Consider the following 15422-nt stretch of genomic DNA (forward strand, 5'->3'; position numbering starts at 1 on the left):
TTTCGGCTCGCCGCCGGCGCGCCCCGATTCATGCACCGGACTCCGACAATACGCGCGCCTGCTCAGCGACCGTGCTGCACGACAGGATGCGGCCGACGTCGGTGTCCGACCCGAAGCGCTCCTGGATCCGGACGAGCAGAAGCACCATCAGCATGGAGTGGCCGCCGAGCGCGAAGAAATTGTCTTCAACGCCGACGCGCTCGAGACCCAGCACCTGGGCCCAGATCGACGCCACTGCAGCCTCCAGGTCGTCGCGCGGCGCCACGGATCCCACGGCGTCGTCCCACGCAGGCTCGGGCAGCGCACGTCGGTCAAGCTTTCCGTTCGGCGTCAGCGGCAGGCGCGACAGGACCACGACGGCCGCCGGCACCATGTACGGCGGCAGGCTTGCGCCGAGGTGCGCGAGCACCTCCGCGCGCAAGCTGCGCTCGTCGTCCGTGCCGCCGGCCGGCACCACGTAGGCCACGAGTGCCGACTCGTCGCCCTGACGCCGCACAGGAACCACGGCCGCGTCCCGCACCGCGCCCAGGCTGCGCGCGTGCGCCTCGATTTCGCCGATCTCGACGCGGAATCCACGTACCTTGACCTGATTGTCCTTGCGTCCGAGCAGCAGGATCGTGCCGTCCGGCAAGCGGCAGCCGACATCGCCGGTGCGATAGCGCCTGAGCCCGTCGCCGAGTTCGCTGAAGACCTCGGCTGTGAGTTGCGCATCGTTGAGATAACCACGCGACAGTGCATGACTCTCCACGAAGAGATCACCGACTTCGGAAAGTCCGCAGGGCGTCCCCATCGCGTTGAGCACGCGGATGACCGTATCCGGCGATGCCTCGCCGGCCGGCACGAGACCGCTCTGGTGGCGCGCGCCGGACGCCTCGAAATACGTCGTGCCGCGCTGCGTTTCCGTGGTGCCGTACGAGTTGAGCACGCGCAGCGCGCTGTTGAAGCCCCGAAGCTTCGCGACGGTCGCGTCACCGAGTTTGTCGCCCGTAACGAATGCCACGCGCAGGCTCGGAAAACGCGTTGCGTCGGTCGTGCACAGGATCTCGGCCATTGCCGGCGTCAGGTGCACGAAGGTGATCGCATTGTGTGTCAGCCATTGCGCGAGGCGCTGCGGCACGATGACTTCCGGCTCCGGAACGACCAGCGTCGCGCCGATGCACAGCGACGTGAACATGTCGCGCTGGAGTGGATCGTGGCCCAGGCCCGACAACAGGCTGAAGCGATCCTCCTGCGACAGTTGCAGCCAGTCCGGCACCCACGCGAGATAGCCGGCAATGCCGATGTGCGTGCCGGCGACGGCTTTGGGAACGCCGGTCGTCCCTGAGGTGAACGTCACGCACGCGAGTTGCTGTGGCTCCACGCTCGCCGGCACGAAGCCTTCGTGCCCGCTAGTATCGTGCGCGTCCTTGGCCACCGGCAGATACCGGCACACCGCCGCGGCCTCCAGTCGCCCGCTCAGCGTCGACGGAAACAGCGAGCGCTCGCCAGCAAAGAGCACGCACGCGGGCTTTATGATGTCGACCAGCAGGCACACGCGCTCGACCGGATATTCCGGATCGAGCAGCGAGAACGCGGCGCCGGTCTGCAGGGCCGCCATGACGCCTACGACGAGACAGGCGCGGCGCGCAGCGACGATGGCCACGACGTGGCCCTGCCCGACGCCCTCCTGCCGCAGCGACTGCGCCAGGGCGGACGAGGCGGCGAGCAGTTCGCCGTAGCTCCACTGTTGCGCATGCTCGACGATCGCGGTTGCATGTGGACGTTCGAGCGCATGCCGGCGGAAGATCTCGTGTACTGGACCGAGCCAGTAGCGCTGCGGTTCGGGATATCCGCCGCCCTCTTCCGGCGTATCGGGGCGCAGCGAATACGCGCCGCACGGCTGCTGAGCGTCGGTCGCCACCTGTTCGAGCAGGAACACGTACTGCTGCAACAGATGGGCGACGGCCGCGGACGAGAACGTCTCGCGCTTGTAGTGGCAGGTGAGCGTGATGCCTGCGCCGTCGTCCTGCACGTACATGGTCAGGTCGAACTTCGGCTCGATCTCGGTCGACGCTTCCAGCGCCGCGTCGAAGCGTTTCGGATCGGCACTGCGCGGCAGGCTCGGCATGTTGAAGAACACCTGGAACACCGGCGTGGTGTCAGTGTTCCGCATGTGCGGTGCCAGCTCGAGGATCTTCTCGAACGGATAGTCCTGGTTCGAGAGCACCTGTTCGAGATTGCGGATTTCTCCGGCGAGATAGTCGCCGAACGCCTGTTGCGGTTGCCAGCGCGACCGCACCGGGACGTTGTTGAGGAAGTTGCCGATCACGCCGTGCGCAGCGCGCACGTGGCGTCCGCTGACCGGAATGCCGATGGCCAGGTCGTGCTGACCGGCGAGGCGCCCGAGCAGCAGGGCGAACGCGCTGTAGAGCACGCTGAACGACGTGCCTTGCCGGTCGCGCGCCAACTGCAGCAGGCGTTCACGCGTCGCCGCGTCCAGGCGGGCGGACACCCGTGACGGCGCGTCGTCGTCGTCGACCGGCCATGCGCCTTTGCGCGCCAGCGTCAGATGTTCCGGACAACCTTGCAGATAGTCGCGCCAGAACGCCGCCTGCGCCTGCGCCTCTTCGCTCTGCAGCCAACGCCGCTGCCAGCGCACGAAATCGAGGTAGCCGTGGGAAAGCGCAGGCAAATCCGGCTCCGTACCGCCCACCAGCGCCTCGTAGGCCGCGATCAGCTCGTCGAAGAAGATCGCGAACGACCAGCCGTCGAAGATCAGATGATGGAAGTTCAGATGCAGGCGGTATTCGGCAGCCGCCACCCGGATCAGCATCGCGGCGATCAGCGGCGGCCGCCGGATGTCGAACCGGCGCGTCGCGTGACCCACGGCGAGCACCTGCGCGGTCGTCGCGATGTCGGCCGGCGGCAGCGCGGCGAGGTCGCGGTACTCCAGTGCCAACGCGAGCGACGAGTGCGTGAGCTGCACCGGAGCGTCGCCGTCGAGCAGGAAGCCCGTGCGCAGCATGTCGTGGCGCGCGACGATGCCGTTCAGCGCGCGCTCGAGAAGCGCCGCGTCGATAGTGCCACGCAGCGCGACGGTGAACGGGATGTTGTGCTCGTTGCTCGCGCGAATCTGTTCGACGTACCAGATGCGGAACTGGCTCAGCGAAAGCGCCGACTTATTGCTCTCGTGCCCCTCGCGCAGCCGGTTCGGCAGCCGGTCGTCGACGTCGGTCCGCCCGTCCAGCGCTGTCGCGAGGCGGCGGATGGTCGGATGCTGGAAGACGTCCTTGATGTTGATGCGCGCACCGATGCGTTCGCGGACGCCATGGATCATCCGCATCATGAGCAGCGAGTTGCCGCCGGCAGCGAAGAAGTTCAGGTCGATGTCGACGGTGTCCTGCTGCAGCAGCCGCGCCCAGATCTCGTGCAGAACCTTCTCTGCGGCGGTCTGCGGTGCGGCGGTCGCACGCCGTGCCGTCGTGTCCCCCGACGTCGTCTCGACCTGCTCGGCGCGCGTCGCGCGCGGCGCGCTCCCGCCGTCGCGCCGGCCGACGAACTCAAGGCTGCCATTCGCGAGCCGGCGCACAAGATTTCCGGTCCGGTACAACCGGGCTGCCGGATCGGTGCTGAACGGGTCGCGGACGTAATGGTCGTCACTCGACGGCCCGGCGCCCGGATGTCCGTGCATCGCAGCAATGTGCAACTCGCCGGTCACGCCGGCCGGCTGGGGCTCGAGCTCGTCGTTCAGCACATACGCGCGCACATCGTCGAGCGGCCCGCGCTCGGCCGGGTCGAGCAGCGGCAGCTTGCGCACGTCCCGCCCCGGCTGCGCGACTGCGGCCCGGACGAGGTTGTCGAAGTGCCGCGCCATGCGCTCGATCGTCGATGCGTCGAACAGCTCGCGCCGGTAGATCCAGTCGAGCTGCAGACCATCGGCGTTCTCCGTCACCTCGAGCATGAGTTCGACGAGCGCGAGCTCGACATGCATCGGGCGCGCGGTCACGGCGACGCCAGGCAGGTCGAGTGGCGTGCGGCCGGTGTCCTGCAGCGACAGCATCACCTGGAACAGCGGCGTATGGCTCAGGACCCGCTCGGGCTGCAGCCGCTGCACGACATAGTTGAACGGCACATGCTGGTGCGCGTAGGCATCCAGCACGACCTGGCGGCTCTGCCTCAGCAGATCGAGGAATGTCGATGCCTCCGACACCCGGCTGCGCAGGACAACGGTATTGGTGAAAAGCCCGATCAGTGTCGCGAGCTCAGGCTGTGCGCGATTGGCGACAGGCGACCCGACGACGATGTCCTCTTCGCCGCTGTAGCGCGACATCAGCACCGAGAACGCGGCGTGCAGGCCCATGTAGAGCGTCGCCCGCTCGTCGCGGCACAAATCCTTCAACGCCCGCATCACGGCCGCGGGCACTCTCGTGCGCAGTACGGCGCCGGCCAGATCCTGTTGTGCGCCGCGAGGCCGGTCCAGCGGCAGCTGGTGCACGAGAGGAAGGTCGGCCAGCTGGCGCATCCAGTAGCGCGATTCTTCTTCGAGTACCTCGCTCTTCAGCCACGCACGCTGCCAGATGGCGAAGTCGGTGTACTCCAACGGAAGCGGCGGCAACGCGGCTTCATGCCCGCCGAGCTGCGCGCCGTACTGGGCGCCCAGTTCCGCGACGAACACGTCGAGCGACCATCCGTCGGTCGCGATGTGGTGGGTCGTCAGCAGCAGCTCGTAGCGCGAGACTTCCACCCGCACCAGCGTCGCGCGCAGCATCGAATCGCGGTCGAGCGCGAACGGCGCGAGCGCATCGCCGCGCACGATCCGCTCCATCTCGGCTGCCTGCGCGGCGCGCGACTGTCCGCAGAGATCGATCTCGAGGAACGGAACGTCGACCGTATCCAGTACGCGCAGCTCCGGCTGTTCGTCACGCAGCACGACAACGGTGCGCAGACTTTCGTGACGTCGCACGACGGCGTCGATCGCGCCGCGCAGCGCGCGTAGATCGAGTTCGCCCTCCAGCAGGAATCTCAGCTGCACGTGATACTGCGCGGTGCTGCCGTCCAGCTCGTCGATGAGCCATATCCCCTGCTGAACGAAGGACACGGGCACGTCGACGCGGTCGGTCGCACGACGAAGCGGCGGTGGCGCGCGTTCACCGCCTTGCGCCACCAGCCGGGAAAAGTCTTCGAGCGTCGCTCCGGAGAACAGGTTCTTCGGATGCACCACGATGTCGAGTTCCTGGCGCACGCGGCCGAGCAGTCGCATCGCCAGAATCGAATGCCCCCCCAGGTCGAAGAAATTCGCCTTCATGCTGACCGCCGTCGGCAGTTGCAGCACGTCCTGCCACAGCCGCGCGAGACGCACATCGAGGTCGGACTCGGGCGCCACATAGTCGGGTGCGGGATTTTCCGGCGGCGGCGGCAGTGCCGCGCGGTCGATCTTGCCGTTGGGTGTCAGCGGCAGCGCCTTGAGCGCCACGAAGACGGACGGGATCATGTAGTCCGGCAGTTGCTCGGCGAGATGGCTTCGGCAGGCGCTGAACAACTCCGACTGCGGCATCGTCGCATCGAAGGGAACCACGTACGCCAGCAGCTGCTTGTCGCCGCGCCCGTCGTCGCGCACCGTGACGACGGCCTCCTCGAGGAGGTCCATGTCGAGCAGACGCGCCTGGATCTCGCCGAGTTCGATGCGCAGCCCGCGCACCTTGACCTGGAAATCGGCACGGCCGAGGAACTCCAGCTCACCTTCTTCCGTCCAGCGTGCAAGATCGCCCGTCCTGTAGAGCCGCGCTCCGGGAACGTCCAGGAACGGATCGGCGATGAAACGCTCTGCCGTGAGATCCGGACGATTCCAGTATCCGCGCGTGACGCCTGCGCCGCCGCAATAGACTTCGCCGACGACACCGACCGGAGCCGGCTCGAGGAACCGGTCGAGTACGTACACCTGCCCGTTCGATACGGCCTTGCCGATCGACGGCGCGCCCGGTTTGTCGCGCCCGATCAGGGCGACGGTGGAATACGTCGTGTCCTCGGATGGGCCGTAAAGGTTGTACACCGCCTCGGCCGGCGTACGCAGGTAGATTTCCTTGACGAGCGCCTCGGGCAACGGTTCTCCCGCGAGGTTGACGATTCGCACGCTCGAGGGAATCGCGTTTTCCTCGAGCAGCGCCTTTACGGCGGACGGCACGGTGTTGATGAGGCGCAGTTCCGGTGCGTTCGCTATCCCCTCGAAATCCAGTGGATTCTCGACCAGCACGATGCGTCCACCACTGCACAGCGGCACGAACAGCTCGAACACGGACAAGTCGAAGCAGATCGATGTCGCCGCGAGTACGCCGGACAGCGCGTCGGCGTCGTAGACGCTCTGCGCCCAGCCGATCAGCGCCGCGGCTTGACGATGCTCGATGCAGACGCCTTTCGGCCGGCCCGTCGAGCCGGATGTGTAGATGATGTAGGCGAGCGCATCGGCGGCGTGCCCCGGCAATGGCGGCGGCGCTTCGTCCGGAAACGACATCACCAGACGCTGGAAATCGGGATCGTCGAGCGTGATCCGCGCGGCGTGTGCATTCAGATGGGCCAGCGTCCCCGACTGCGCGAGGACCCAGGCCGCACCGCTGTCGGCGACCATGAAATCGAGTCGCTCGCTCGGGTATTGCGGGTCCAGAGGCACGTAGGCGCCGCCGGCCTTGTGAATCGCCAGCAGGCCGACGACCAGGTACGAGGAGCGCTCCAGGCACACCGCGACCAGGCTCTGTGCGCGCACGCCTTGTGCGCGCAGGTAATGGGCGAGCCGGTTCGCCCGCCGATCGAGCTCGGCGAAACTGAGCTGTGCATCGCGAGAAACCAGTGCGATCGCATCCGGCGTTCGCGCGACCTGCTCGGCGAAAAGCTCATTCAGCGTGCGCGACCGGAACGGCGCTGCCGTGTCATTGAAGCCGTACAGCACCTGCTGCCGTTCGGCGGCGTCGAGCAGCGGCAGGCGCCACGGGTCGCCGTCGGGGTCGGCCGTCGCCGCGTCGATGAGAACTTCCAGGCGCCGCGCCATCCGCGCGATCGTCGAGGCCTCGAGGAGATCGCTCGCGTAGACCCACTCCAGAGACAACCCGTCCGCGGTCCGCGATGCGCACAACGCAAAGTCGCCAACAATGTCGGCGCCGCCACCTGTCTGGCGGATTTCCCGCTGCACGAGATCGAGCTGGAAGAGCAGCGTATGGCGATCGTCACTACCCGGCTGCGACAGCGCTTCCACGCCTGCGAACCGGACGGAAGAACGCGTCTGCGCGTCCCGAACGGTGTCGCGGCTCTGAGCGAGCAGCGAACGGAACGTCGGCGCGCGCGCGAGATCGCTGTGCAAGATCCAGTTGACCGCCGTGCCGATGATCGGCGTGCAGACGGCAATGTCCCGCTCGCCGCTACACCGCGCCAGCAGCAGCACGAACGCGGCGTGAAGTCCGGCGAACACGTCGGCGTCGTCCGACCGGCACAGATGTTCGAACGCCGCCAGCGCGGCGGCGGAGATCCCGCCGGGCGAACGATGCAGCGGCGAGGCCGCGCGAACAAGGCGCGGTCCGCGCACGGGAAAGTTCGGAAGCAGCGGCAAGTCCGGTGTCGCAGTATCCACTCAGGGTAGCCCGATCGATGGTGTCTGCCGGTCGATGATTGACTGATCGGCGGACACCGCGGAGAAAGCTCCCCCGTCGGCGGAAACGCAGCGCGCCGTTCCGGCTCCAGCTCGCGCGATCCCCACTGCTCCGCGCCCACTTCGCGTGCGACGAGCCCCTGCTGCAGATGCCCCCTCGGCCCTGCCTCCCGTCAGACGTCGACAATTATCAATGCGGCGCACCTGTGTCAACCAAACGGTCGCGCGGCGAGCCAGCAGCGCGGGGAGACAGGGCGCGAATGTCGTCATGCTCTTCTCAGGTGCGCGGATTGTTCGCAGGCCGCACCACGGGTTGCACGCTCCACCGGACATGCCGAGACCCGGCACGCCGGTCAGCGCAGAATCCCCGGGCTCGCCTGTCTCACACCCGTTCGCAGCAAGGCCGCCGAGACGCCGTCCTGATGCGCGCCGCGGACCTCAGCGACGGCGAAGGCGTAGCAGACACCACGTCGAGGCGGCACGACGGAGCGGCGCGCGCCGGGGCGACCGTATCGGCGGCCGCACTAGGCAGTAGAAGGGGTGTGAGGACTGCGGGCCGGTCGTATCCCTCACAAACGCTACGAAATCTACCGGTGAGCGACGCGCGCCACTTCGTCATCACCGGCATCGGTGGCACCGGACAATCGACGCTTCACTACACGCCGCATTGCCAGGTCACTCCAGCGTCGTTCGAGACGTCGGTGCACCGGGCTCGAGCAGACCATGACGGTCTACGTGAAGGCGGCATGCGCACCGTGCAGCATTCCCTAAGGCACCACCGTAGGCGGGCGCGCCTTCCTCGGACTCCTACAGAATCTCTGCCAACGGAATGCGTCAGCGCACAGCGGATTCCCGCCTCCATATCTGCCGGCCGTTCCACAGGTACGCGGACCCGGACGACGCATCATGCGCGATGAACTGTACGAACTGGAATTCGGGATTGCCGCGCGACTCGGCGACAAACACGCCGCGGTCCGCCGCGCGCAGCCGGCTCGCCGGCCCGGTCTCCTGGTCGCGCTCGCCGACCTGCAGTTGCAGGACGCCCTGAGCGTCCAGCGTCACGTCGACCGCGGTCCGCGCCTGGACGTAGCGTCCAACATGATCATGTACGGACAGGCCGGCCACCTCGTCAGCTTTCAGCAGCCGTGGCGGCCGCAGGTTGCGGAACTCCGGCAGCAAATCGCCGAACACGCCCGAGGCGGCGAAAACCGCGCCATTCGCCTCGCTCGCCGAGACGACGATCGCCAGCTGCTCGCCCGGGTTGATGCGCAGCATCGCGGAACGATCGGAAAGGTTGGCGTTATGCCCGAGCCAGCCGTCGCCATAGCACTTCCAGCCGCGCCAGATCGAACGCTCGGTCGGATGCCAGCCAGGCAACGCCATGACGTCGCGGCTACCGTCCTGCCGAGGCTGGAGTTGCGAAAGACAGCGCTGCGCGAACCCGAGCCATTGCGCGAGGGTCAGCGTCAGGGCCGCGCCGGTCGCGGGACAGATCGCGCCGGATTCGTCGTAGCTCGCGTCACAGATCAGTTGCCGCTCGCGCAGCTGCGTCACGTAGCGCACGCCGCCGACGCTCTCGAGTACCGCGCCGGCCAGCCACGCGCCGACGTGGCTGTAGCTGTACATCCGCCCCGGCGTGAACAACGCCTGCGGGCCGAGCGCACCGCAGAGTCGCTCGACGTCGATGAAACCGTCGTCTGTTCTCGGCACGCCATGGACCGTCGACGCATCGAGCCCGTGCGCGTGATCGAGCAGATGACGCACGGTGATTCCGGCAAGATGTCGACGACTGTGCGTGTCGCGGGCCAGCATGTCAGCGACGGCATCGGTCCAGCCGACGCGTCCCGCGGTGACCGCTTCGTCCACCAGGGTCGCCGTCAACGACTTGGCGAGGCATCCCGCGGCAACCGGAACGTCGCTCGCCGCCGTCGCGTCGACGCCGCCACCCTCGGCGGCGCCTGCCGAAAGGGTCAGCTCGCGACCGTCGACGGCCACGCCGACGCACACCTCCTGCAGCCCCTTGCGCCGGACGATCTCCTCGAGGCGACCGCGCAAGGTCTGCTCGTCCCTCACCGCAGCCATCGCGCGCTGCAACCTGATATCACCCGAATCCTGCATGGAAATTGCCTGGAATGGACCGAAGTGGGGGCGCGAGCCTATATCAGCGACCGTACCGACGCCAATGCACGCGTGTGCTCGGGCAAGCGCCGCATCCGGATGTCGGACCGGCAGCGACAAGTGACGCCAACCGAACTTGAGCGGCATTCGGCCGACCCGTGATTTCGTGCTCGTATCGGCCGGCAGTCGCACGATTTGCTACAGCTCCCCGTCATCATTGACCGGCTCGATGAGACGAGTTCCCGCGTTCTCGTGCAAGCACTCAATCACGTCCGACGGAAGGAAAACCGCATGAAGAAACTGATCGCGCTGTGCGTGGCTGTTGCAGCCACGGGTATCGGCTCTGTCAATGCCGCGACGTATGTGGATCTTTTCATCACCAACGCCAAGGACCATGCGTTCGACGGCAATCTGCTCTACGTCACCAGCGGAGCCCAGCTGCATCGCTACGATCTCTCCCGTTGCACCCAGTATCCGCCGCTGGCGCTGGGTCAGCAGCTATACGGGGTGGATGCGTCCCCGGACGGACGCTATGTGGCCGTTGCAAATGGCGGTGTCGTCAACGGAAACGTCCGTGTGTTCCTGTTCGACAAGTTCGGCCAGCGCGCGCCTCGCATCGTTTCCTATCCCGCCGAGTTCGGCGAAAGCGGTAGCTACATGGTGTCCTGGGAGGGCAATTCGAGCCTGCTCATCAGCGGCACCTACGGTGGTTCTGGCTGGACGCCGCTGAGACGCTACGCCGTTGCGACTGGCGCGCTGACACAGGTGCGCTCAGTGCGGCAGAACACGATGCTCGCAGCCAGCGCCAACGGGCAGACTACTGCGCTGGCCGAGTCGAACATCAGCAGCGGCCCCGTGCACGTGCTGGAGGCGGCCAGCGGCAACGTCGGCGCATCGGCCAACACGAACTGGTTCGTGTTCGAGATCGCCGCGAACAGCGACGGAAGCCGTCTGATCGTGCCGACCTACGCCGGCGCGTTTCTCTACCAGCGCCAGGGCACGAATCTGTCGCAAACCGGAACGATCGGTGCGTATGCCAATCATGGTCCGGTGGCCGCCGCGTTCGCGCCCGACGATAGCCGCATCGTCACGGCGAGCTATGCCTTCACCGCGACCCCCACGCAGCAAGGGATTGTGCTGTATGACGCCCAGACGCTGGCGCGGATAGCGACCATCGACCCTTACCCGTTCGGATGGACGGGAAACGGCGCGCTCGGTGCCGGCCGGCTGACATTGTCGCGCGACGGCAACTGGCTGGCCGCGACGCTCAACGATCGCGTGCGCCTCTACGACGTGCATGGCGAACTCGGTGATGCCGACCGAACACCCTCGAGCTGCACCGCTGCGGTGCCCACCTTCGACGATTACGCCGACGAGCGCGCGCTGCAGCAGCAGGTCGATCGGGGCGCACCGCGCACAGTCGACTCGCAAGGCCGCTTCATGGGTCCGACGGCAAAGTAGCATCGTAGACGTTCTGTAGAACGCGACGACGGCGTCTGCCGTCGTCGCGCACTGCCGGGTGAGGCTCGCGCCAATCTCCCGGCATGCCGCATCCCGCCGTTCAACAAAGACGCTGCTCCGACGAAGTGCTCGCGCCTCCCGCCTTCATTCGCCTGGCCGAGACGCCCCGCTTCGCAAACTGTATAAAAAGCGCGACGGAAAGCTTGCGGTCTGCGCAACCGCAATCAGGACTCCGGGTCGTACATGATCTCGCGCACTTCCTGGGCACAACGACAGGATGAGGCGATCTTTGCCGCCCACGCCAGCGCCTCGTCCCGGGATGCCACCTCGATGATCGAAAAGCCGCCGATGACCGCCTTGGTCTCCGGATAAGGGCCGTCGCATACCGAGCCATCGGCGGCGACGATGCTCGCCTGCTGGCTCAGGATGCCGCCGCCGAAGATCCAGACGCCGGCCTCTCTGGCTTCGCGCACGACGGCGTGCGACGCCTCGGCCACAGCGGGTAGATCCTCTTCGGGAAACGTCATCGATCCGTCGTCAAACGAGATCAGGTATCTCGGCATCGCTGCTCCCCCCTTCAATGCTCTGCCCTGCCCGCGGTCTTGGGGCCAGGTGCCACAGGGCCGCATTCTGCCACGGTGATCCTCCGGACTTCCCGAGAACACGACACCGTTCGGCAAGTGGAACGCGGCGTGCTGTATGACATGTGCTGGCCGGGATCGGCCGATGCGATGGGTTTCGACGCCTCTTGCCGCTTTCGTCCGAATACTGGACGACCAGCCAGCAAGCACCGTCATAATGGCGGGCCTATCCGGAGTTCGTTGCGATGCGCGTCGGGCCATCGGTTCCATCGTTCGTGCCAGATTCCGATCTCACCCGCCTGCTGCACGCGTGGCGAAACGGCGACGGGCGCGCGCTGACGGCGGCCATTGAACAGGTCTATGCCGAATTGCGGCGGATCGCAGCGCAGCGTATCGGCCGGCACGGCCAATCCGCCACGCTTTCGCCGACCGAACTCGTGCACGAGGCCGTGCTCGGCCTGCTGCCAGTGCCGATGGATTTCGCCAATCGCTCGCATTTCCTCGCCACCTTGTCGCTGGCGATGCGCGCCATCCTGGTCGACCACGCACGTGCGCGCGCCACGGACAAGCGCGGCGGCAATCGCGTCCGCATGAGCCTGTCGCGCCTCGATTCCGTCGACGCCGCCGATGCGGCCTTCGACCTGCTTTCGCTGGAGCAGGCGCTGACGCAGCTGGAACGCTTCGACCCGCGCTGCGGCCAGGTCATGCACCTCACCTATTTCGGCGGCATGGAACAGGAGCAAATCGCCACGCTGCTGAACGTCTCGGTGCCGACCGTGAAGCGCGACCTGCGCTTTGCGCGCTCGTGGCTGTTGAAGGCGATCGGAGAAGAAACCTGAGCCATGGATGCCAAGCGCTACGCGCAACTGCGCACCCTTTATGAAGCGGTAGTCGATCTCGGCGCGGACGCCCGCGCCGGCGTGCTGCAACGCCATGGTGCCGACGCCGAACTCGCCGCCGAAGTCCTGCAATTGTGCGCCGCCAGCGATCGCGACCACACGCAGGCGCTCAGCTTCCCACGCGATACCTTGCTGCCAGAAGCCGTCACGCCGCACCCCGAACCCGGCGAGGTGTTCGGCGCCTGGCGCATCGTCGAGGAAATCGGCCGCGGCGGCATGGGCCGTGTCTATCGCGTCGAACGCGGCGACGGCAGCTACTCGCAGACAGCCGCGCTGAAATTCATCAATGGCCTGGCGCGCGACGAAGCCATTACCCGCTTCGCGCGCGAGCGACAGCTGCTCGCCGATCTCACTCACCCGAACATTGCCCGCCTGCTCGATGGCGGTACGACCGCACAGGGCCGACCGTTTCTGGTGATGGAATACGTCGACGGGTCCCGCACCGACAGCTATTGCCGCGAGGAGAAACCCGGCCGTGCCGCGATCCTCGACCTGTTCGTGCGCACCTGCGCCGCCGTCAGCCACGCGCACCAGCGACTGGTGGTTCACTGCGACCTGAAACCGTCCAACATCCTGGTGAATGCACAGGGCCAGCCGATGCTGCTCGACTTCGGCATCGCGCAACTGGCCGATCGCATCGTCGACGGCGAGGCGGCGGCGTCGATCCCGACGTCGTCCGGCTACACGCCGGGCTATGCCAGTCCCGAGCAGCGACGCGGCGAACACGTCGGCGTCGCCAGCGACATCTACAGCCTTGGCGTCGTGCTGGGCGACATGCTCCGGGCGGCGGACATCGAACCCGGCCGCGAGCTCAGCGCCATCATCGCGATGGCCACGCGCGAGCAACCCGCCGCGCGCTACGCCTCGGTCGACGCGCTATGCGACGACCTCGCCCGCCTGCGCGCACATCGGCCCGTGCGCGCCCTGCCCGCTACGGCGGCATACCGCGCATCGCGCTTCGTGCGGCGCAACGGATTGGCGCTCACCATCCTGGCGGGCGTCGTGGCCTTGTCGGCGGCTTTCACCGGGCAGCTGATGGCCGAACGCGACCGCGCGCGCCAGGCCGAGTTGGAAGCGCGCGCCTCGGAAGATGCGGCGCGCAAAACCGCCGCGTTCCTGACCTCGGTGTTCGAAGGTGCCAACCCCGATACCGGCAGCGGAACGGTCTCGACCACTACCCTGCTCGATCAGGCATTGGCGCGGATCGAACGCGATCTGAAAGACGATCCGCCGGTCCAGGCGCAGATGTCGGCGGCGCTGGCCAAGGTGCTGCTGGTGATCGGACAGCGCGATCACGCGATGGCCCTGTACGACAAGGCCATCACGATGGAGCGCGCGCAGAACCGGCCTCTGGTGCTGGCAGAGATGCTGATCGGTCGCAGCGGCGCGCACATGAAATACGACGCCGGTGATACCTCGACCGGCGACGTGCGCGAGGCGATGCGGCTGATCGACAGCAATGCCGCTGTCGATTCGCCGCTGCGGCTGGAACTCGTCAACACCGCCGCCGCGGTGCTCGCCGACGCAAAGCCCGACGAAGCGGCGCCCGTGTTCGAGCAGGTGGTCGCGCTGACGCGCCAGCTCAAGCCCGACAGCCGGCAATTGATCGAGGCCTTGGGCTCACACAGCTGGAACGAACGCCGTCGCAGGAACTACGACCGGGCCATCGCGCTGCGGCGGGAAGCCAATGCCTTGCAGGTCAAGTTGCTCGGCGAAGCGGACGAGGATTCGATATCGGGATTGGAAGCGCTGGCCAATATCATGACGCTGGCGCGCCGCTTCGACGAAGCCGAACCGATGTTCCGGCACGCACGGGAACTGCGCAAGGGCGCGGGACTTCTGGACAGCAGGGCCGGGGCCTGGTGCCTGGCCCAGTACGCGACGATGCTCGAAAAGTCCGGGCGTCCGCTCGAAGCGCTGCCACTGTACGACGAGATTTTCGCGATCGCCGAGCGCCGATTTCCGGCGACCGACGCTGCGCTCATCATCTGGCACAACAATCTCGCACTCGTCGCTTCCGCCGCCGGCGATCTCGTCCGCACCGAAACCTTGACGCGCAGCAATGTGGTGGACGCCACGAAAGCCTGGGGCGTCGACGCCGACAACACGCTGCTCATGCTGTTCAACCAGGGCACGCTGCAGATCTGGAAGGGTTGCGACGAGGAGACCGGTGCGGCGTTGGCGCAGGCACTCGCCGGATATGCCGCGAAGAAGCCGCCGCATGATATCGATCTGAACGACACTCGCGTGATGCGTGCGCGCTGGGCAACAACGTGCCGGCGTTTCGACGAGGCGCAGGGCCTGTTGGTGGAAGCAGCTCGTTACCGTGACAGCTTTAATACCCTGTCGGCCTTTCGTCTGGCGGAAGCGCAAGCCCTGTTGCGTCTCGCACGCGATGGCGACACGGGGGCGATGGAAACGGTGGAGACCTTGGCGGCCAGCACCTATGCGCCGGTCGACCCGAGGATCGCGCTTGCGCGCTTGCCACGCGCGGAATGGCTGCAGGCACAGGGGCGCCGGGACGAAGCGGCGAAACTGGCTGCGGGCATTTTGTCGGGCGTCGAAGGCAGGCTGGTGCCGGAATCGCCGTTGCTCGTTCGTGTTCGCGACGTGTTGAAGCCCATTCCTTGAAGGCTGTTCAAAGCCTTGCGCCGTCGTCCTGACGAGGAGCGTAGCGACAACGGCGTAGCGCGCCCGGGTCACCGTCGCAGGCACCGGCTTCATCGACGGCGCGAGGGCGGTAGCGTTCGG

General features: G+C 66.9%; 6 protein-coding genes. 3 read left to right on the forward strand and 3 right to left on the reverse strand.

The annotated features are described in order from the left end of the window. Window positions 1-28: 28 nt before the first annotated feature. The gene (locus RUU78_RS12870; protein WP_313917195.1) at window positions 29-7549 is read right to left on the reverse strand and encodes a non-ribosomal peptide synthetase; all 7521 of its coding nucleotides are present in this window, start codon (window positions 7547-7549) and stop codon (window positions 29-31) included. Between the two features lie 897 nt (window positions 7550-8446). Beyond that, complete coding sequence (locus RUU78_RS12875; RefSeq protein ID WP_313917196.1) at window positions 8447-9730, reverse strand: serine hydrolase domain-containing protein; 1284 nt, start codon at window positions 9728-9730, stop codon at window positions 8447-8449. A gap of 291 nt (window positions 9731-10021) precedes the next feature. On the opposite strand from RUU78_RS12875, the gene RUU78_RS12880 reads away from it, so the two are divergent. Further along, window positions 10022-11191, forward strand: coding sequence for a hypothetical protein (locus tag RUU78_RS12880; RefSeq protein ID WP_313917198.1), 1170 nt, complete (start codon window positions 10022-10024; stop codon window positions 11189-11191). A 224-nt stretch (window positions 11192-11415) separates the two neighbouring features. Here RUU78_RS12880 and RUU78_RS12885 read toward each other — a convergent pair whose 3' ends face one another. Then, on the reverse strand, window positions 11416-11718 hold the full coding sequence (locus RUU78_RS12885; protein WP_313917200.1) for a YciI family protein: 303 nt from the start codon (window positions 11716-11718) through the stop codon (window positions 11416-11418). A 329-nt stretch (window positions 11719-12047) separates the two neighbouring features. Between RUU78_RS12885 and RUU78_RS12890 the strand changes: the two genes are divergently transcribed. Then, a complete protein-coding gene (locus tag RUU78_RS12890; protein WP_313917202.1) occupies window positions 12048-12611 on the forward strand; it encodes an ECF-type sigma factor in 564 nt (187 codons plus the stop codon). 3 nt (window positions 12612-12614) lie between these two features. Further along, window positions 12615-15302 carry a serine/threonine-protein kinase gene (locus RUU78_RS12895; RefSeq protein WP_313917204.1) on the forward strand — a complete coding sequence of 896 codons (2688 nt, stop codon included), beginning with the start codon at window positions 12615-12617 and terminating at the stop codon, window positions 15300-15302. Window positions 15303-15422 lie beyond the last annotated feature (120 nt).

This window comes from Tahibacter sp., from assembly GCF_032229445.1.
Lineage (GTDB): Bacteria > Pseudomonadota > Gammaproteobacteria > Xanthomonadales > Rhodanobacteraceae > Tahibacter.